This is a genomic window from Psychrobacillus sp. NPDC058041 (assembly GCF_042885655.1).
In the GTDB taxonomy this organism is placed as follows: Bacteria; Bacillota; Bacilli; order Bacillales_A; family Planococcaceae; genus Psychrobacillus.
Genome location: NZ_JBHVRO010000007.1, coordinates 14,373 through 32,933, shown reverse-complemented (window position 1 = coordinate 32,933; position 18,561 = coordinate 14,373). Strand labels below are relative to the sequence as shown.

The following is an 18,561-nucleotide window of genomic DNA, read 5'->3' as shown; positions in this document are numbered from 1 at the left end:
CTTCCAATTTCATTAAAAGATGATTTCTCTTTGTTTCATACTATTTTAATTTAACATAATTGATATAAAGAATGGTGAAAAAAGAGCCTAATGTAAAGTAATTGTATAATTACCACCATATTTTTAAATTATTAGCCAAAATTTACCTAAATCAATTAAATATTCATAACTTTCGACTTTTATATTTTACTTTTCACCAAAATAACTAAATTTTATACATATACTCTTTTTATTCAATGTTATATTTGTCATAATAGGAGATTATTATTTTTGAATATGCGTCGTTTCGACAAAAAAAATAAAACCTTTAGGAATTCCTAAAGGTTTTATATTTATATGCTATTTTATTTAGTAACTGTCCCTACTCTAGCGCCTCTTGAGTTGCTCTCCTAAGAAGGGTACTTGGGAGCCTGCCATAAACTCCATTATACTAACGCCAAACACTCGAGATAATATTAGTTTGTGTTCGATCTGGTCCTACAGAGAAGATAGAAATTGGTACACCAGTGAGTTGAGATATACGTTCTAAATAATGACGAGCTGTATCTGGTAGGTCATCTAATGTTTTGCAACTTGTAATATCTTCGTTCCAACCTGGAAGTTCCTCGTAAATTGGTTCACATTCAGCTAATATCCGAAGATTTGCTGGATATTCAGTGATTAGTTCATCCTTATATTTATAAGAGGTACAAATCTTGACTGTTTTCAGTCCTGTTAACACATCGATGGAGTTTACAGTTAGATCAGTTAGGCCACTTACACGTCTAGCATGCCTAATCACAACTGTATCAAACCAACCAATACGACGTGGTCTGCCAGTTGTAGTTCCATATTCCTTACCTACTTCACGAATTTGATTTCCTACCTCATCGAAAAGTTCTGTAGGGAATGGACCATCACCAACACGTGATGTATATGCTTTACATACACCAACAACATGTGATATTTTTGTTGGTCCTACACCTGCACCGATCGTAACACCACCGGCTACTGGGTTAGAAGAAGTTACAAATGGGTAAGTTCCTTGATCAATATCTAACATAACTCCTTGCGCACCTTCAAATAATACTCTCCGACCTTCATCCAACGCATCATTTAATACTTTTGAAGTATCTGTTACATATTTTTCAATTTCTTGACCGTAGTTATAAAATTCTTCTAAGATCTCTTCTACAGAAAATCCTTCTGTTTCATAAAATTTCTCAAACATTCTATTTTTTTCTTCCAAGTTACGCGCTAATTTTTCTTTAAATACCTCGTAGTCAAGAAGGTCTGCGATACGAATACCTACTCGTGCAGCTTTATCCATGTACGCGGGACCTATACCTTTACCTGTTGTACCAATCTTATTCACACCTCTACGTGCTTCTTCTACTTCATCTTGTTTTAAATGATAAGGAAGAATAACATGGGCACGATTTGAAATACGTAAATTTTCTGTCGTTACCCCACGATCATGTAAACCTTTTAGTTCTTTTACAAGTGCTCTTGGATCCACTACCATTCCATTTCCTATTACCGAAATTTTATCTTTATAGAAAATACCCGAGGGAATAAGGTGAAGTTTATATGTCTCTCCTCCAAAAATTATTGTATGACCCGCATTGTTACCACCTTGATATCGTGCAATTACTTCTGAATTTTCGGATAGAAAATCTGTTATCTTTCCTTTTCCTTCATCTCCCCATTGCGTTCCTACAACAACTACTGATGGCATGAGCCAGCACCTCCGCTAGACATTTTTATGTCCTAAATTAAATCAGTGTAATTGTACCAAGCTACCTCATTGGAGTCAATTAATTACATAGAAAAACACGAATGAATAAATGCGTTAAACATCCATCGTTCGTGTTTACAAGGAAAAATATTAAAATATAACTCTTTTTTTTTTTATTTACTCCATTTAGGTACGCTTTGTTCATAGTTTTATATCGCAAAAACGTTGCCGCTTTTCTTAAGCTGGTGGAGCTTGGTGTTGACTCCAGTCAATATTAACGAATTTATTGAACTCTTTTACAAAGGCAAGTGTAACAGTTCCAGTTGGACCATTACGTTGTTTCGCAATAATTATTTCAATCGTATTCTGATTTTCTGTTTCTTTATCGTAATAATCCTCTCGATATAAGAATGCCACAATATCGGCATCTTGCTCGATTGAACCGGATTCACGTAAATCAGACATCATTGGTCTTTTATCTTGCCGTTGCTCTACTCCACGAGATAGCTGAGATAAGGCAATGACTGGTACTTGTAGTTCCCTTGCTAGTCCCTTTAAAGAACGTGAAATTTCGGAAACCTCTTGCTGTCTATTTGCTTGGCTTCCGCCACTTCCTTGGATAAGTTGTAAGTAATCGATCAATATCATACCTAATCCATATTCTTGCTTTAAGCGACGACATTTGGAACGTATTTCATTTACACGTATACCTGGAGTGTCATCAATAAAAATACCTGCATTCGATAAACTTCCCATTGCCATTGTAAGCTTCCGCCAGTCCTCAGTTGTAAGGGCACCTGTACGTAATACTTGGGCGTCAATATTTCCTTCAGCACAAAGCATACGCATGACTAATTGTTCCGCACCCATCTCTAAGCTAAAGATTGCTACATTTTCGTCTGTTTTCGTGGCCACGTTTTGTGCAACGTTTAGTGAAAAGGCTGTTTTCCCTACGGATGGACGTGCAGCTACAATGATTAAATCATTTCGTTGGAAGCCAGCTGTAATACGATCTAAATCACGAAACCCCGTTGGAATACCTGTAACATCGCCTTTTCTTGAATGAAGTTTTTCAATATTATCATATGTCTCCACTAATACATCTTTAATGTGTTGAAAGTCCCCAGCATTTTTTCTATTGGCGACTTCCATCATTTTTCTTTCAGCCTCTGATAATAGGGCCTCTACTTCGTCTTCTCTAGTAAATCCATCTTCTACAATTGTTGTAGCAACTCGGATTAACCGACGTAAAATTGATTTTTCTTCTACAATTTTTGCGTAATGTCCGATGTTTGCTGCTGTTGGCACAGCATTTGCAATTTCACTAATGTATGAAATTCCACCCACATCTTCTAATTCTTTTTTTGCAGAAAGTTCTTCTGTTACTGTAACTACATCAATTGCTTTTCCTTGATCACTTAAACGAAGCATCGTTTGGAATATTTTCTGATGAGCTACACGAAAAAAGTCTTCCGGCATAATAATTTCTGCTGCGGTTATTAATGCTTGTGGTTCTAAAAATATTGCTCCAATGACAGACTGTTCAGCTTCTTGGTTATGTGGTGGAACACGGTCCAATAATGGATCGCTCATTGACCTCTCTCCTTACGCTTCTACTGTAACATGGACTTTTAATGTAGCCACTACTTCATGATGAAGTTTAACAGGAACATTTGTAAATCCTAATGCACGAATGGCATCATTTAATTCCATTTTGCGTTTATCCAGTTTAATACCATGTGATTTTTCTAATTGAGCTGCAATTTGTTTAGTAGTTACAGAACCGAATAAACGACCATCATTGCCAGACTTTGCTTTTAACTCTACTGTAAGTTGTTCCAAAGACTCTTTTAACTTTTTTGCTTCTGCTAATTCTTCTGCTGCTTCTTTTTCGGATTTTTTCTTTTGTCCTTCTAACGCACTAATTGCTGCTGCATTTGCCTCAACTGCAAGGTTATTTTTCAATAAGAAGTTATGTGCATATCCATCTGCAACGTCTTTAATTTCGCCCTTTTTACCTTTTCCTTTTACATCTTTTAAAAATACTACTTTCATTCTGTTGTTCCTCCTTCTAATGACTCTACAATTGCTGATTTGAGCATTTGAATAGCTTCTTCAATAGTTGTATTTTCTAACTGGCAAGCAGCATTTGTTAAATGGCCACCGCCACTAAGCTTTTCCATTACTAACTGTACATTCACATCTCCAAGTGATCTCGCGCTTATTCCAATAACAGTATCACTTCTTCTTCCTACTACAAAGGAAGCTGTAATATTATTCATTGCTAACAAAATATCTGCTGTTTGAGCAAGTAATACTTGGCTATAAGATATATCTTCTGCTCCGTGTGCAATGGCAATTCCTGCTTTAAAAAATTCGACGGTTTGAATTATTTTGGAACGTTCAACATACGTATCAATATCTTCTTTCAATAGCTTCTGTACTAGTACCGTATCTGCTCCGTGCGTTCGAAGATATGAAGCTGCCTCAAAAGTTCTAGCTCCTGTTCGTAGAGTAAAACTTTTCGTGTCCACAATTATCCCTGCTAGCATGGAGGTTGCTTCGAGCATGGTCATTTTTTCATGCTTAGGCTGATATTCTAGTAATTCTGTAACTAATTCTGAAGTGGACGAAGCATATGGTTCCATGTATACGAGCATTGTATTAGATATAAACTCTTCGCCTCTTCTATGATGATCAATTACAACAATTTTCTCAGCCTTATTTAATAATTTCTCATCTATCACTAAACTTGGTTTATGTGTATCTACTACAACTAATAATGTTTTATCCGTTATTTTATTCATCGCTTCTTCCGGACTTATAAAGCGCTCATAAAGCTCTGGCTTCTCTTTTATTTCATCCATTAAACGAAGCACACTTTTATCTAATTCATTAAAGTCAATGACTACATAGCCTTCTACTTTGTTCATCTCAGACATTTTTCTAACTCCGACAGCCGATCCTATTGCATCCATATCCGGCATACGATGTCCCATGACAAATACTTTATCACTATCTTGGATTAAATCTCTAAGTGCATGGGATATAACTCTTGCTCGTACACGAGTCCTTTTTTCTACTGGGTTTGTTTTCCCACCGTAAAACTTTACTTTTCCATTTGGTTGCTTTATCGCTACTTGATCTCCGCCTCTTCCTAGTACTAAATCTAGGCTCGACTGAGCTAATTCACCGAGCTCAACTAGAGAAGTAGATTCAGCTCCAACCCCAACACTTAACGTTAGGGAAAATCCAAATTTAGATGTTGTTTCTCTAATGTCATCTAATATAGAGAACTTATTCTTTTCTAGCTCTACTAGAATAGATTCATTAAAAACAGCTAAGAAGCGATCAGATGAAATTCTTTTTACATAAATTCCGTATTTGGCTCCCCAATCATTTACACAAGATGTGACGATACTATTTAATTGACCTCTTGTTTGATCATCCATGCCTTGTGCAATCTCATCATAATTATCAATAAACAAAACTCCAATTACCGTTCGATCGCCGTAGTATAATGACTCCATTTCTATTTGTTCCGTAATATCAAAGAAATAGAGTAATTTTTCTTCCGCCTTATAGAGTACTTTATAATTATTGTTGTCTATAGAAATGGTTATTTCTTTTGAATCTTCTTGCTTTACAAACTGTTGAAAGTCCTTTGAAATAGAAAGAAGCTCCTCACCAATAATCGTATCGAAAGGAAGCTTTTGTGTCATATAAGGATTTGCCCATTCAATGATATATTGATCATTTATCAATATAATTCCTATAGGCATTTCTAACAGTGCTTCTTCACCAACTTTTTTCATTCGATATGAAAGTGTTTCTATATGTTTTTCAGTTTCTTCATATACTCGTTGTTCTAGAATCCAAGCATAAAAAGATACTCCTATAACTAATAAAGCAAATAATAACCCAACTAAAATGCTGTTAGACAGGATTAAATAAGATGCAACCCCACCGAGAAGCATAAACAAAACGAGTGGATATCGAATTGGTCGTTTCCTAAAAAAAGACGCCACTTGATCAGCTCCTTATTTTTTGTACCTGCCTTTTAAATAACTTCTTAATTTAAATAATAAGTCAAATACACCTAATACTATTGTAAACGTGTAAAGTGGTATCGCAAGAATTGTTACAACTACTGCAAGCCACTTTGGATAGCCAAGTACATGGAAATAATAATGAATTAAAGAAACCCCTTGTAAAAACAGAAGAACTCTTAATATAACTAAAGCATTAATAGTTGCTAAATAACCAAACGATCCAACCTCGTAAGAAACAAATAATGAGAAGATGGATACGATTAAATAATACCATAACACTGCTTTAGGTAGTCTAAAATCCGTAAACTGAGAAAACTTGGGTACTTCTAATTTCAACCTTTTTAATAAAGCTAAATTAATTACCAAGTATATAAAAGCTGTAATAAATACCGTACCAATAAAATAAGCAGGCATAGTCATTTTTGCTATCAATAAGCTTTGTTCTACAAGAGAATCATAATCTTTTGGTAACTGTCCAACCGATGACATAATATTTCCTACTTGTTCGTAGGATATTTCAGCAGCCCCCAAAAGTTGCTCCAGAACATTAATATTTAATACCGAAATAGAAATTACGTATTGTAAAGCTGTCATAAGTAACAAATAAATTCCTGAAGCCATTAGCATATAGAGCTTTGTCTTTTTACTTCGAATAGATGCACCTATGATAAAACCTAGTGGAGCTACAATTAACGCAAATAAAAAGCCGAAAACTCCACCAATTATAAAGGAAATTACTATAGCAATTATCGTAACCCATGCTGCTTGTTTTCGTTCAAATTTAGCACTATACCAAGCAATTGGTAATGGTACGATAAAAGAAGTAATGAAACCAACAAACGGAACATATACGGACATTGCCAAGAGGATAGAAAATAGTGCAATCATCATTGCTCCATAAGTTAAATAGCTTGTCTGATTTTTCAACATAAAGTACCTTCCTTTATTGTAATCATCTATCCATTGTAACAGATTATCTACTACAACTAAAATTCCTTTTATTTCTCATTGTAATATAAGGCAAAAAAACGCCATGTCCTTTAAAGATGAGTAACCGTAGAAATACCGTTGATTTCCGCTATGGCGAATGCTTTTCGCGGGCATGGCTTCAGTCTCCTCCTGTGGCTCCTACGGGATTGGTAAGCAACGCGACGAGCTTGCGCAGGAGCAAGGGAAGCGGCTAGATACTTGCCCCCTTGGAAAGCGGCCGCCTGTAGCGGAAGTCAAGCTGTTCATAGCATAAAGAAAGTATATACTCTTGTATCTTGTAAAAAATTATAAAAAAAAGACCGGTTTCCCGGTCCTTTTCATTTATTAACTTATCTCTCTTCAGAAGAGAATGGTAGTAAAGCCATGATACGAGATACTTTGATAGCTCGTGTCAATTTACGTTGGTACTTCGCGCTTGTTCCTGTCACACGACGTGGAAGAATTTTCCCACGTTCTGACACGAATTTTTTCAACAAATCTACATCTTTATAATCGATGTTTGTGATGTTGTTAGCAGTGAAGTAACAAACTTTACGGCGTCTTTTGCCTCCGCGACGTGGTGCCATAATAGGTTGCCTCCTTTTCGATTAAAGTAAAACGTGTGAAGTCATTTTAAAAAGGTAGATCGTCATCCGATACTTCGATTGGCCCGCTACTATTTGCAAATGGATCTTCATCTACACGTGTATAATTTTGCTGATTCATTGGTTGGCTTTGCTGATATGTTGGAAATGGATTTTGTTGTTGCTGTTGTCCTCCACCAAATGGTTGTCCCCCTTGGCTACGTTCACCAGAACTACTACGTGGCTCTAAAAACTGAACACTGTCTGCGACAACATCCGTTGTATAAACACGTTTTCCATCTTGTCCTTCATAACTGCCTGTTTGAATACGCCCTTCAACCCCAGCTAAACTTCCTTTTTTCAAAAAGTTAGCTGTGTTTTCCGCTTGCTTTCTCCAAACGACACAGTTGATAAAATCGGCTTCTTTTTCACCTTGTTGGTTGGAGAATGTTCGATTGACAGCTAGTGTAAATCTTGCCATTGCAACACCACTTGGAGTATAGCGAAGTTCCGGATCTTTTGTTAGTCTTCCAACTAAAACGACACGGTTAATCATCAGTGTATAACCTCCCTCATTCAGCTTTTGTTAGTCGATTATTATTTATCGTCGATACGAACAGCAATGTGACGGATAATGTCTTCATTGATGTTAGCTAAACGAATGTATTCATCGATTGCTTTAGAATCAGAGTTTACTTTAACGATTTGGTAGTAACCTTCACGCAAGTCGTTGATTTCGTAAGCTAAGCGGCGTTTACCCCACTCTTTTGCTTCGATGATTTCTGCACCATTTGAAGTTAAGATTTCGTTAAAACGCTCAACTAAAGCTTTTTTCGCATCTTCTTCAATTGCTGGTTGGATAATGTACATTAATTCGTACTTTCTCATCTATTTACACCTCCCTATGGTCTTTGGCCGACTATTTATAGCCGACAAGGAGCAAGTAATGCTATTACTCACATCAATGAATTGTAACATAAATAAATTATTATAACAAGAACTGAATACCATTGTTTTCATAATTCGTGTATATTTATTTTAACTCTAATCTGCGAGGAATCAAAGTACGACTGAATTAAAGCTAAGGTTTACTTAACATGGAGGAATTGCAAATGGAAAACAAAGAAGATTTCTTGTCTATTATTGAAATAGATTTAAAAAAAGTTGCTTGGTCTAACTTATTTTTGACCTTATTTCTATCCATTTTTGGTTTATTTTTTTATGCTTGGCTATACGATGGATTTACTATAACTTTTTCATTCCTCGATTTCCTATTATTTTTCATCGGATATGCATTACTTATAGTTCTACATGAATTTTTCCATTTAATTGGTTTTCGGCTTTTTGGAAACGTTTCATGGGGTTGTATGGATTATGGTCTCAATCTTAAACTAGGGATTGCATATGCGACAACAAAAGTACCACTTTCAAATAAAGCAATGAAGAGAGCTTTATTACTCCCTTTTTGGATGACAGGAATTCTTCCAATGCTTTTAGGCTATTTCGTAGAATCACCAAGTTTGGTTTTATTAGGAGCTTGGTTAATTGCAGGAGCTGTAGGAGATTTTGCTATGTATAAAGAGCTTAGAAAATATCCACCAGATGTATTTATTAAAGACGACCCTGTAAAACCAAAGTTATATGTATTAAGAAAAGTATAAGCGCCCTTTAAGGGCATCTGATCTTCACCAATTCCTTTGTGCTTCGGACGAAACAGTCGCTACATTATTAGCGTTAGAATTGTGTAGCTGGATTGTAGTGTGAAAGGTGGCGACTCCAGCAGGAGGCCAACAGGATGTTGGTCACGAAGGCGTTGCAACACGATGTGGCGCTCTTAGCCTTTGTTCCTCGTGAGACAGATTAGCCATCACAACGAACGCGTAGCGGCGCCCCCGCGGAAAGCGTCCACCTGAAACGGAAATCCGCAGTATTATTTCATTCTTTAAAGTACTATAAACGCTGGGTTCACAAGGTGGCTTTCGAGAAACGTGAGCCATGGTATTTTATTATTTTAAAAAAAGGATTAGCAATTTCTCGCTAATCCTTTTTCTTTATTAAACATTAAAACGGAATAACAAAACATCTCCGTCTTGTACTAAATACTCTTTTCCTTCTAAACGGACTTTTCCAGCTTCTTTTGCCGCACTCATAGAACCAGTAGCTACTAAATCATCGTAAGCAACGGTTTCTGCACGGATAAACCCTTTTTCAAAATCTGAGTGAATCACTCCTGCACATTGAGGAGCCTTCATTCCTCTACGGAATGTCCATGCACGTACCTCTTGAACACCTGCAGTAAAATAAGTAGCAAGTCCCAAAAGTGAGTAAGACGCTTTAATTAATTGATCTAAACCAGATTCTTTAATTCCTAACTCTTCAAGGAACATTGATTTTTCATCATCTTCTAGGGCTGCCATTTCTTCTTCAATTCTCGCACAAATAACTATTACCTGTGCTCCTTCCTCTGCTGCAAATGCACGTACCTTTTGCACGTATTCGTTTTCATCATCTGCCATAATATCTTCTTCTGATACATTAGCAACATACAGCATTGGCTTAATCGTTAACAAATGAAGACCTTTTACTACACGTAGCTCTTCGTCTGAAAACTCAACCGAACGACCGGATTTTCCGGCTTCAAAAGCTTCTTTTAAACGAGTTAAAATAGGTTCTTCTACCATTGCATCTTTATCTTTTTGCTTAGCCATTTTCGTCACTCGAGCTAATCGTTTATCAACACTTTCTAAATCCGCTAAAATTAATTCTAAATTAATTACTTCAATATCTGATATCGGATCAACTTTTCCAGATACATGTGTAATATTTTCATCATCGAAGCAACGTACGACTTGGCAAATTGCATCTACTTCGCGAATGTGAGCTAAGAACTTATTTCCAAGACCTTCTCCTTTACTAGCACCTTCTACAATACCTGCGATATCCGTAAATTCAAATGCTGTTGGAACAGTTTTCTTTGGTACTACTAACTCTGTTAATTTATCTAAACGAGCGTCAGGAACTTCAACAATTCCTACGTTTGGATCAATTGTAGCGAACGGATAATTTGCAGCAAGTGCTCCCGCTTTCGTTATTGCATTAAATAATGTGGACTTACCTACGTTTGGTAATCCTACGATCCCTGCTGTTAATGCCATCTATTTCCCAACCCTTCTATTTTCTTAACCAATTCATTTTATATATAACCTGTTCATTATATTGATTTCACCAATAAAAGTCTATCTTTACTCTAGTTCTGCTTGTATCAAACGTTTTTTCATCTTTTTCTCAAATTCTTTTCTCGGAATTAGTACACTATGCTGACAACCTTCACATTTTATACGAATATCCGCACCCATACGTATTATTTTCCACGCATTAGTACCACAAGGATGCTGTTTTTTCATTTCTACAATATCATTCAATTGAAATTGTTTACTTTCCATTTCACTCACCTACTTATCCTTAACTTTCTTCCGATCATTTTGGTCATGGAATTTTAACACCTTTTTGTTCGAGGAATTCCATTAAATCTTTTCTTATGTTTCTAGCAACTCCACTTTGTTGCGTTGGTTTAGTTTCTGCTGCAATCCGAATAACTATTTCAGATGAGCTAAAGCTTTGTACGCCTAGATAAGTTGGAGGTTTAACAAGTTTTTCATATTTATTTGGCAACCTTTGTAAAAATCCTTCTATATTCTTTTCCAGTTCCTGCATGTTTGTTTCATACGCAACACTTATATCTATTAATGCTATTGAATTGTATATAGAAAAGTTAATAACTACAGAAATACTACCATTTGGAATAGTATGCAATTCCCCTGTATAACTCTTTATTTTTGTAGTCCTCAATCCAATTTCTTCTACCGTTCCTGTAGCTGTACCAATTTGTACTTGATCTCCTACAGCAAATTGATCTTCAAATACAATAAAAAAACCTGTAATAATGTCTTTCACTAAACTTTGTGCTCCAAAACCTACTGCTAGACCTACTATTCCAGCGCCTGCCAAAAGTCCAGCTACTTCTATGTGAAACGCAGATAATATCGCTAAAATTGCAGTAAAGTAAACTACATTTGTCAATATATTTTGTAGTAACTTCATTAATGTAGTTTGCCGACGTTCAGAATACGCCAATGGACTTTTTTCTCTTACCAAAAAGACATGTTTAATTATTCTTTTCCCAATCCTTACAACAATAGCCGATAAAAGCAAAATCACTATTACTTTGAGGACTACCAATCCAAGATTTATCCAAGTTTCTTCATCTAATAATATTTTCTCTATATAAGGAATTGTAATGACTTTTTCCATATAGTTCTTTTTGTCTCCTCACTGAATAAATAGTTTGTTATTTACATATACTTGTCTTAAAAAGAAAGTGAGTCTATATATGAATTCTCAAGCTGCAACATTTAAAGATTCAACTACTATTTATTATAAAGAAACAGGTGTAGTTTGGCGCTTAAGTACACATTTTTTAGAAATAATCCCATTTGATCATCCAAACTTAGTTTTTTGTTGTATAGGAACAGATCGTTCAACGGGTGATGCACTTGGGCCAATGACTGGCTCATTTTTAACTCAGCTCTCTTCTTTTCCTTTTCAAATTGTTGGTACACTCGATAATCCATTACACGCTCTTAATATCGAAGCAATATCACAAGAGTTAATAAACTCTCCCTTAAAACCATATATTATTGCTATCGATGCTTGTTTAGGAAATTCAGGAAATATTGGACAAATTATTATCCATCCCGGACCACTATACCCTGGAAAAGCGGTAAAAAAGGAATTACCTCCAATAGGTGAAATTTCAATAAAAGCAGTAGTAAATATTGGGGGCTTTATGGAATATAATGTTCTACAAAGTACTCGTCTAAACATTACATTTGAAATGGGTAAAGTTATTTCCCGCTCACTTCTTCTAGCTTGGCATCGTTATAACTTAAAAGTTATAAATAAAAGTGACAGCTATTGCGACAACAACTAAGCTTGGGAGAAGATTTGCAACTCTTATTTTTGTTAATCCAAGTAAATTTAATCCAATTGCCATAATCATTATTCCTCCAGTAGCTGTCATCTCTTGTAGAAACAAATCAAGTGCAGCTTCTGGAATTAGTTTAGTGATTTGAGTAGCAAAGAGTGCGATTGCACCTTGGTATATAGCTACAGGTATGGCAGATAAAATCACTCCTATTCCAAGTGTTGCTGATAGAATAATAGAAGTAAATCCATCAATAATACCTTTACTAATTAATAATTCGTGATCATTTTGAAGTCCACTATTCAAAGCACCTAATACTCCCATTGCACCAATCACAAATATTAAAGTACCAGTAACAAACCCTTGAGCAATACTTCCTCCCTGTGCTTCTTTAGATCCAAATTTTTGTTCTATATAATTCCCTAATTTGTTTAACCATTTATCTAAATCAATCCATTCTCCAATGACTCCTCCAAATACTAAGCAAATAATAACCAATACAAAATTATTACTTTTCAACCCCATTTGTATCCCTAAAACTACGACCGCAATTCCTATTGCATACATAACTGTCTGTTTCATATTTTCAGGAATATTTTTTAGGAACCTTCCTATAATCGAGCCTATTATTATTAATATCGCATTCACTAGTGTACCAAGTAAAACCATCCCTATTCCTCATTCCCTATAGTAGAAATGAAAGAGCTTGATTTCTTTAAAGTAAAGACACAAAAGCTAATCATTTTCTAATCTAAAAAGTATACTTTCAAACTAAAAATTCAACCTATTTCTAGAAACAGCTAGAAATAGGTTATATTCTTAGTCTTCTAATAGTTGTAATATTCTTTCTAAGTCATCATCGGAATAAAATTCGATTTCTATTTTCCCTTTATTTTTGCCTTTAATAATAGAAACTGAAGTACCAAGTAACTCTCTTAATTCTGTTTCTTTTTCTACTGTGAATATATCTTTTTTCTCTTCTTTTTTTGTTTCACGTGGAACATTTTCATTTAATCGTTGCACTAATGCTTCTAATTGACGAACGTTTAAATTTTCTTTCAATGTTTTTAACATTATTAATGGTATATTCTTTTTCTTTTTTAAACCTAATAAAGCCTTGCCATGTCCCATTGATAATTCACCATTTGAGATTGCATTTCTAACTTCTTGAGGAAGTGATAATAATCTAATATGGTTAGCAATATGAGGGCGACTTTTACCTAACCTAAATGCTAGTTGTTCTTGGGTTAAGCTTAAGTTTTCCATGAGATTTTGATATGCTTCAGCCTCTTCTATTGCCGTTAAATCTTCCCTTTGAAGGTTCTCTAAAATAGCAATTTCCATCATTTGTTGATCATTTAGTTCACGAACAACAGCTGGAATTTCATCTAAACCAGCTAGTTCGGAAGCACGAAATCTTCTCTCACCAACCACTATTTCATACTTTGAACCTTTTTTCCTAACAATAATTGGTTGTAATATACCATGTTCTTTAATCGATTCACATAGGTCTGTCATTGCCTCTTCTTCGAAAATCTTTCTAGGCTGAAAAGGATTTGGTTTAATCTTTATTAAACTAATTCGCTCTACTTTTTCTGATTGATTCAAATCTTCCCCTGGAAACAATGCATTAAGCCCTTTACCCAATCCTTTAGCCATTACGGATCACTTCCTTCGCTAAATCTAAGTAAACTTCTGCTCCTCTTGACTTTGGATCATAAATAATAATTGGTTCACCATGACTTGGTGCTTCACTTAACCGAACATTTCTAGGAATTATCGTTTTGTATACTTTCTCTTGAAAATACTTTTTTACTTCTTCTATAACTTGAATACCTAAATTAGTACGAGCATCAAACATTGTCAAAAGAACGCCATCAATTTCTAAGTTCTTATTTAAATGCTTTTGCACAAGTCTAATTGTACTTAACAGCTGGCTAAGACCCTCTAAAGCGTAAAATTCACATTGTACAGGTATTATAATTGCATCAGAAGCCGTTAATGAATTAATTGTTAACAATCCGAGTGACGGTGGACAATCAATGAGGATATAGTCGTACTTATCTTTCACCTCAAGAAGTGCTCGTTTTAATCTTACTTCTCTTGAAATAGTAGAAACAAGTTCTATTTCAGCTCCTGCTAACGAAATAGTAGCAGGTACAATATGTAAATTCTCAACTTTTGTTTCTTGAATTGTTTCTACTACATTCACATCATCTATTAAAACGTCATATATACATTGATTTACATCACCTTTATTTACACCTACGCCACTTGAAGCATTTCCTTGCGGATCAATATCCACAAGTAACACTTTCTTACCTAAATATGCAAGGCAGGCACTTAAATTTACTGAAGTAGTAGTCTTTCCTACTCCACCTTTCTGGTTAGCTATTGCTATAATTCTTCCCACTCTTGCACCTTCTTTCTTATTGATTTATCTGACTCTATTACATTCTACCAAATTTTCTAAGAAATTTGGGTTTTATTCTTGTTACAAAAAAAAACTCTCACAATTTTTTGTGAGAGTTTGGAAAAATAAAAGTATATTATAATTTCTTTTTAGGTATTTTTACTGTAATTTGATAAAATTCTTCTGTATCTTCTTCTTCTGTCTTAATATTTATTCCACTTTTAGTTACCATTGATAAAGAATGCTTAATCGTATTTAAAGCAATTCGAACATCTTTACTTACTGCTTTTCTTTTAGGCTTTACTGATTTTTTCTCTTCTTTGCTTGGAGGATTCAGCAATTCTTCTACTTTTTCTTCAAGTTGCTTTACATTCCAATGTTTCTCTTTCGTCAAATTCATTAATTCGATTTGAACATCTTTTTCTTTTATTTGCATTAAAGCTCTAGCATGACGTTCAGAAAGTTCTTTTTTCATTATTGCTTCCTGAATTTCTATAGGCAACTTTAGTAATCTAAGTTTATTAGCAACTGTAGATTGACCTTTGCCAAGACGTTGCGCTAATGCCTCTTGGGTTAATTCGTGCAACTTCAATAATTTTTGATAAGCAACTGCTTCCTCTATTGCAGTTAACTCTTCACGTTGCAAGTTTTCTATCAATGCAATGGAGGCTGTTTCTTTATCACTTAAATTACGAATAATTGCTGGTACCTCTGCCCATTGCAGTTTTGACATTGCTCTAAATCTACGTTCTCCAGCAATAATTTCATACCGATCGTCATCCATCTTTCGAATGACGATTGGTTGAATTACACCATGAGTATGGATAGTACGAGCCAACTCTTCTATTTTAGCATCATCAAAAACCGTTCTAGGCTGATACCTATTTGGAACTATTTTATCAATTGCTACATTTACAACTTCCTCTAAATGATTTTGTGTAGGTTCCACAATTTCATCTTGTCCTTGCTTTTCGGAACTTCCAAAAAAACGCGAAAAAGGACTTTTCATCTCACAAGCACCACCTTTTAGAAACTCTGTACGCTAAATATTCACTATATAAACTATAATACTATAAATGTTTCACGTGGAACGTTCCTCAATCATATATGCCAAGGCGTATTTGGTCCAGATTTTATATCCAGTTTGATCGATAAACTCAATTACAAAATCTGTTCATCCGCCGGAAGCTTTAACCTTTGAATCAAGGTTAAATAATAGGTGTTTTGTTTGGAATACCTGGTTTTCGAGGGTATCTTTTCGGTGTGCTTTTTGTTTTAGAAAAGACATACAACGTTCTTTCACTATCTTCTATTGGTAAAAGAAAGGAATACTCTGCGTTTTTTTCTGAACCTAATATTTGAAGAGCTTTTTTGGCATCTTTAAGTTCATCTAATGCACTAGCTGCTTTCATTGCTATAAATCTACCATCTATTTTAACTAATGGCACACATAATTCAGCAAGTACGGAAAGCCTTGCAACAGCCCTTGCTGTTACAATATCATAACTTTCTCTATATTTGGAGTTTTGACCAAATTCTTCTGCTCTTGCATGCACAAAGTTTACATTAGATAATTGTAATTCTTTGCTAAGATGAGTTAAAAATTGAATTCTTTTATTTAATGAATCAACTATCGTAACCTTTAAATTTGGAAAACATATCTTTAAAGGAATACTAGGAAAACCAGCTCCTGCTCCTACATCACACACAGAGTATGAGCCAGTAAAATCTTCATAAAAAGAAGCACTAATAGAATCAAAAAAATGTTTTAAGTATACGGCTGGCTCATCCGTAATTGCTGTTAAATTCATTTTTTCATTCCATTCAACAAGTAATTCAAAATACTTTCTGAATTGCTGTACTTGATTAATAGTTAGTTCAATACCTTTTTCATGAAGGGCTTGAATGAATTGTTCCTCGTTCATGTAGTTCTCCTTATCAATTTAGACTACCCAGTGATTTTTGCAATTTTTCCATGTTCAATATAGATAAGTAAAATTGAAATATCAGCTGGATTTACTCCTGAAATTCTAGATGCTTGTGCAATAGACAATGGTCGTACTTGCTTTAATTTTTGTTTAGCTTCTGTTGCTAATCCTGAAATTACATCATAATCTATTTGATCTGGAATTTTTTTGTCTTCCATTTTTTTAAGTTTTTCTACTTGCTGAAGAGATTTTTCAATATACCCTTCATACTTAACTTGAATTTCAACTTGTTCTTTCTCTTCAGATGTTAATACCACATCTGATGGAGCTAGTTCAGAAACTAAATCGTAGTTCATTTCTGTACGCTTCAGTAAATCCGCAGCTCGAATACCATCTTTTAATTCGCTTCCTTCCACGCTACGAATTAAAGTCTGAGTCGCATCATTAGGTTTAATCATCAATGTACGCAAACGGTGTAGTTCCTGTTCAATTCTTTGTTTTTTCGCCAAAAATCTATCATAGCGCTCTTGGGGAACAAGACCTATTTCATATCCCATTTCAAGAAGACGTAAATCTGCATTATCGTGACGTAATAACAGACGATATTCTGCACGGGAAGTTAATAAACGATAAGGTTCATTCGTACCTTTTGTAACTAAATCATCTATTAAAACTCCAATGTACGCATCTGATCTACTTAACACTTTTTCTTCTTTTTTTAGTACTCGTAAAGCAGCATTAATTCCTGCCATTAAACCTTGACCAGCAGCTTCCTCGTAACCAGAAGTCCCATTAATTTGTCCGGCAGTATACAAGTTTTTAATTTTTTTCGTTTCGAGTGTTGGCCAAAGCTGTGTTGGAACCATTGCATCGTATTCAATTGCGTAGCCCGCACGCATCATCTCTGCCTTTTCAAGTCCCGGAACTGAGGCAATAAGACGACGTTGAACATGTTCTGGCAGACTAGTTGAAAGTCCTTGCACATATACTTCCTTTGTATTTCTACCTTCTGGCTCTAAAAATATTTGATGACGTGGCTTATCACTAAAGCGTACTATTTTATCTTCAATAGATGGACAATATCTAGGTCCAGTACCTTTAATCATACCTGAATACATAGGAGAAAAGTGTAAGTTTTCGTTTATAATTTCATGTGTTGTTTCTGTTGTATATGTTAACCAACATGGTAATTGATCCATGATGAAATCAGTGGTCTCAAAACTGAAAGCCCTTGGAACATCATCTCCAGGTTGAATTTCTGTTTTACTATAATCGATTGTTTTACTATTTACACGAGGGGGAGTTCCTGTTTTAAAACGAACTAAATCAAATCCAAGATTTCGAATACTATCCGCTAATTTTATAGATGGTTGTTGATTATTAGGTCCGCTTGAATACTTTAGGTCTCCAATGATTATTTCACCACGTAAAAAAGTTCCTGTAGTAATAACAACTGTTTCCGCTCGATATATAGCACCAACTTGTGTTACTAGACCGATAACTTTTTCATCTTCCACGAGTAATTCTTCCACAACTGCCTGATGAATTGTTAAATTTTCTTGCTCTTCTAATAAGCGTTTCATTTCATTTTGATATAGTACTTTATCCGCTTGTGCTCTTAACGCCCGAACAGCCGGACCTTTCGCTGTATTAAGCATCCTGATTTGTATATGTGTTTTATCTATTACTTTTCCCATGGCGCCACCTAATGCGTCTATTTCACGCACGACAATTCCTTTTGCAGGTCCTCCGATGGATGGATTACATGGCATAAATGCAATCATATCAAGATTTATTGTTAAAACAAGCGTTTTTACGCCCATTCTAGCAGCTGCAAGTGCTGCTTCTACACCAGCATGTCCTGCTCCAACAATAATCACATCGAACTTGCCTGCTTCAAATTTTGGCATGTTC

19 protein-coding genes are annotated in these 18,561 nt (G+C 35.1%); 2 read left to right on the top strand and 17 right to left on the bottom strand.

The window, feature by feature from the left end:
* Nucleotides 1-430: 430 nt before the first annotated feature.
* The 8 genes from ACFVR1_RS12270 to rpsF all read right to left on the bottom strand — a co-directional run bounded on the left by ACFVR1_RS12270 (nt 431) and on the right by rpsF (nt 8,210).
* A complete protein-coding gene (locus ACFVR1_RS12270) occupies nt 431-1,717 on the bottom strand; it encodes an adenylosuccinate synthase (RefSeq protein WP_387584367.1) in 1,287 nt (428 codons plus the stop codon).
* 237 nt (nt 1,718-1,954) lie between these two features.
* The gene (dnaB, locus tag ACFVR1_RS12265) at nt 1,955-3,310 is read right to left on the bottom strand and encodes a replicative DNA helicase (protein ID WP_387584366.1); all 1,356 of its coding nucleotides are present in this window, start codon (nt 3,308-3,310) and stop codon (nt 1,955-1,957) included.
* Nucleotides 3,311-3,322: 12 nt separating this feature from the next.
* Nucleotides 3,323-3,772: a 50S ribosomal protein L9 gene (rplI, locus tag ACFVR1_RS12260; protein ID WP_387584364.1), complete on the bottom strand. Its 450-nt coding sequence runs from the start codon at nt 3,770-3,772 to the stop codon at nt 3,323-3,325.
* Nucleotides 3,769-5,745, bottom strand: coding sequence for a DHH family phosphoesterase (locus ACFVR1_RS12255; RefSeq protein WP_387584363.1), 1,977 nt, complete (start codon nt 5,743-5,745; stop codon nt 3,769-3,771). Before ACFVR1_RS12255 ends, rplI begins: the two co-directional genes overlap by 4 nt.
* 12 nt (nt 5,746-5,757) lie before the next feature.
* Entirely contained in the window at nt 5,758-6,699 is a 942-nt protein-coding gene (locus ACFVR1_RS12250; protein WP_387584362.1) for a YybS family protein, read from the bottom strand.
* 389 nt (nt 6,700-7,088) lie between these two features.
* Entirely contained in the window at nt 7,089-7,325 is a 237-nt protein-coding gene (gene rpsR / locus ACFVR1_RS12245) for a 30S ribosomal protein S18 (protein ID WP_142608051.1), read from the bottom strand.
* 46 nt (nt 7,326-7,371) lie between these two features.
* On the bottom strand, nt 7,372-7,878 hold the full coding sequence (ssb, locus tag ACFVR1_RS12240) for a single-stranded DNA-binding protein (protein ID WP_387584361.1): 507 nt from the start codon (nt 7,876-7,878) through the stop codon (nt 7,372-7,374).
* A 41-nt stretch (nt 7,879-7,919) separates the two neighbouring features.
* Complete coding sequence (gene rpsF, locus ACFVR1_RS12235; protein ID WP_142642276.1) at nt 7,920-8,210, bottom strand: 30S ribosomal protein S6; 291 nt, start codon at nt 8,208-8,210, stop codon at nt 7,920-7,922.
* A gap of 224 nt (nt 8,211-8,434) precedes the next feature.
* Here rpsF and ACFVR1_RS12230 point away from each other — a divergent pair, with 224 nt between their 5' ends.
* Nucleotides 8,435-8,983: a DUF3267 domain-containing protein gene (locus tag ACFVR1_RS12230; RefSeq protein WP_387584359.1), complete on the top strand. Its 549-nt coding sequence runs from the start codon at nt 8,435-8,437 to the stop codon at nt 8,981-8,983.
* 393 nt (nt 8,984-9,376) lie between these two features.
* Here ACFVR1_RS12230 and ychF read toward each other — a convergent pair whose 3' ends face one another.
* The 3 genes from ychF to ACFVR1_RS12215 all read right to left on the bottom strand — a co-directional run bounded on the left by ychF (nt 9,377) and on the right by ACFVR1_RS12215 (nt 11,633).
* On the bottom strand, nt 9,377-10,477 hold the full coding sequence (gene ychF / locus ACFVR1_RS12225; protein WP_387584357.1) for a redox-regulated ATPase YchF: 1,101 nt from the start codon (nt 10,475-10,477) through the stop codon (nt 9,377-9,379).
* 87 nt (nt 10,478-10,564) lie between these two features.
* Nucleotides 10,565-10,765, bottom strand: coding sequence for a DUF951 domain-containing protein (locus ACFVR1_RS12220; RefSeq protein ID WP_387584356.1), 201 nt, complete (start codon nt 10,763-10,765; stop codon nt 10,565-10,567).
* Between the two features lie 43 nt (nt 10,766-10,808).
* Nucleotides 10,809-11,633, bottom strand: coding sequence for a mechanosensitive ion channel family protein (locus ACFVR1_RS12215; RefSeq protein ID WP_387584355.1), 825 nt, complete (start codon nt 11,631-11,633; stop codon nt 10,809-10,811).
* 79 nt (nt 11,634-11,712) lie between these two features.
* Here ACFVR1_RS12215 and yyaC point away from each other — a divergent pair, with 79 nt between their 5' ends.
* The gene (gene yyaC / locus ACFVR1_RS12210; RefSeq protein ID WP_387584353.1) at nt 11,713-12,312 is read left to right on the top strand and encodes a spore protease YyaC; all 600 of its coding nucleotides are present in this window, start codon (nt 11,713-11,715) and stop codon (nt 12,310-12,312) included.
* On the opposite strand, the gene ACFVR1_RS12205 is transcribed toward yyaC, so the two are convergent.
* The 6 genes from ACFVR1_RS12205 to mnmG all read right to left on the bottom strand — a co-directional run bounded on the left by ACFVR1_RS12205 (nt 12,268) and on the right by mnmG (nt 18,557).
* Nucleotides 12,268-12,975, bottom strand: coding sequence for a DUF554 domain-containing protein (locus tag ACFVR1_RS12205; protein WP_387584351.1), 708 nt, complete (start codon nt 12,973-12,975; stop codon nt 12,268-12,270). The two genes, yyaC and ACFVR1_RS12205, sit on opposite strands and share 45 nt — an antisense overlap.
* 150 nt (nt 12,976-13,125) lie before the next feature.
* Nucleotides 13,126-13,965 (bottom strand): ParB/RepB/Spo0J family partition protein, encoded by an 840-nt coding sequence (locus tag ACFVR1_RS12200; protein ID WP_387584349.1) that lies wholly within the window; start codon nt 13,963-13,965, stop codon nt 13,126-13,128.
* Nucleotides 13,958-14,719, bottom strand: coding sequence for a ParA family protein (locus tag ACFVR1_RS12195; protein WP_387584348.1), 762 nt, complete (start codon nt 14,717-14,719; stop codon nt 13,958-13,960). Before ACFVR1_RS12195 ends, ACFVR1_RS12200 begins: the two co-directional genes overlap by 8 nt.
* A gap of 136 nt (nt 14,720-14,855) precedes the next feature.
* The gene (noc, locus tag ACFVR1_RS12190) at nt 14,856-15,728 is read right to left on the bottom strand and encodes a nucleoid occlusion protein (RefSeq protein WP_387584346.1); all 873 of its coding nucleotides are present in this window, start codon (nt 15,726-15,728) and stop codon (nt 14,856-14,858) included.
* Nucleotides 15,729-15,927: 199 nt separating this feature from the next.
* Complete coding sequence (gene rsmG, locus ACFVR1_RS12185; protein ID WP_387584345.1) at nt 15,928-16,644, bottom strand: 16S rRNA (guanine(527)-N(7))-methyltransferase RsmG; 717 nt, start codon at nt 16,642-16,644, stop codon at nt 15,928-15,930.
* Nucleotides 16,645-16,667: 23 nt separating this feature from the next.
* A complete protein-coding gene (gene mnmG / locus ACFVR1_RS12180) occupies nt 16,668-18,557 on the bottom strand; it encodes a tRNA uridine-5-carboxymethylaminomethyl(34) synthesis enzyme MnmG (protein ID WP_387584344.1) in 1,890 nt (629 codons plus the stop codon).
* Nucleotides 18,558-18,561 lie beyond the last annotated feature (4 nt).

Coding starts and splice junctions, on each gene's coding strand:
- rpsF (WP_142642276.1), bottom strand. CDS start 8,210: ATGAGAAAGTACGAATTAATGTACATTATCCAACCAGCAATTGAAGAA.
- ACFVR1_RS12215 (WP_387584355.1), bottom strand. CDS start 11,633: ATGGAAAAAGTCATTACAATTCCTTATATAGAGAAAATATTATTAGAT.
- ACFVR1_RS12270 (WP_387584367.1), bottom strand. CDS start 1,717: ATGCCATCAGTAGTTGTTGTAGGAACGCAATGGGGAGATGAAGGAAAA.
- ssb (WP_387584361.1), bottom strand. CDS start 7,878: ATGATTAACCGTGTCGTTTTAGTTGGAAGACTAACAAAAGATCCGGAA.
- noc (WP_387584346.1), bottom strand. CDS start 15,728: ATGAAAAGTCCTTTTTCGCGTTTTTTTGGAAGTTCCGAAAAGCAAGGA.
- ACFVR1_RS12200 (WP_387584349.1), bottom strand. CDS start 13,965: ATGGCTAAAGGATTGGGTAAAGGGCTTAATGCATTGTTTCCAGGGGAA.
- yyaC (WP_387584353.1), top strand. CDS start 11,713: ATGAATTCTCAAGCTGCAACATTTAAAGATTCAACTACTATTTATTAT.
- rsmG (WP_387584345.1), bottom strand. CDS start 16,644: ATGAACGAGGAACAATTCATTCAAGCCCTTCATGAAAAAGGTATTGAA.
- ychF (WP_387584357.1), bottom strand. CDS start 10,477: ATGGCATTAACAGCAGGGATCGTAGGATTACCAAACGTAGGTAAGTCC.
- dnaB (WP_387584366.1), bottom strand. CDS start 3,310: ATGAGCGATCCATTATTGGACCGTGTTCCACCACATAACCAAGAAGCT.
- rplI (WP_387584364.1), bottom strand. CDS start 3,772: ATGAAAGTAGTATTTTTAAAAGATGTAAAAGGAAAAGGTAAAAAGGGC.
- ACFVR1_RS12220 (WP_387584356.1), bottom strand. CDS start 10,765: ATGGAAAGTAAACAATTTCAATTGAATGATATTGTAGAAATGAAAAAA.
- rpsR (WP_142608051.1), bottom strand. CDS start 7,325: ATGGCACCACGTCGCGGAGGCAAAAGACGCCGTAAAGTTTGTTACTTC.
- ACFVR1_RS12205 (WP_387584351.1), bottom strand. CDS start 12,975: ATGGTTTTACTTGGTACACTAGTGAATGCGATATTAATAATAATAGGC.
- mnmG (WP_387584344.1), bottom strand. CDS start 18,557: ATGCCAAAATTTGAAGCAGGCAAGTTCGATGTGATTATTGTTGGAGCA.
- ACFVR1_RS12230 (WP_387584359.1), top strand. CDS start 8,435: ATGGAAAACAAAGAAGATTTCTTGTCTATTATTGAAATAGATTTAAAA.
- ACFVR1_RS12250 (WP_387584362.1), bottom strand. CDS start 6,699: ATGTTGAAAAATCAGACAAGCTATTTAACTTATGGAGCAATGATGATT.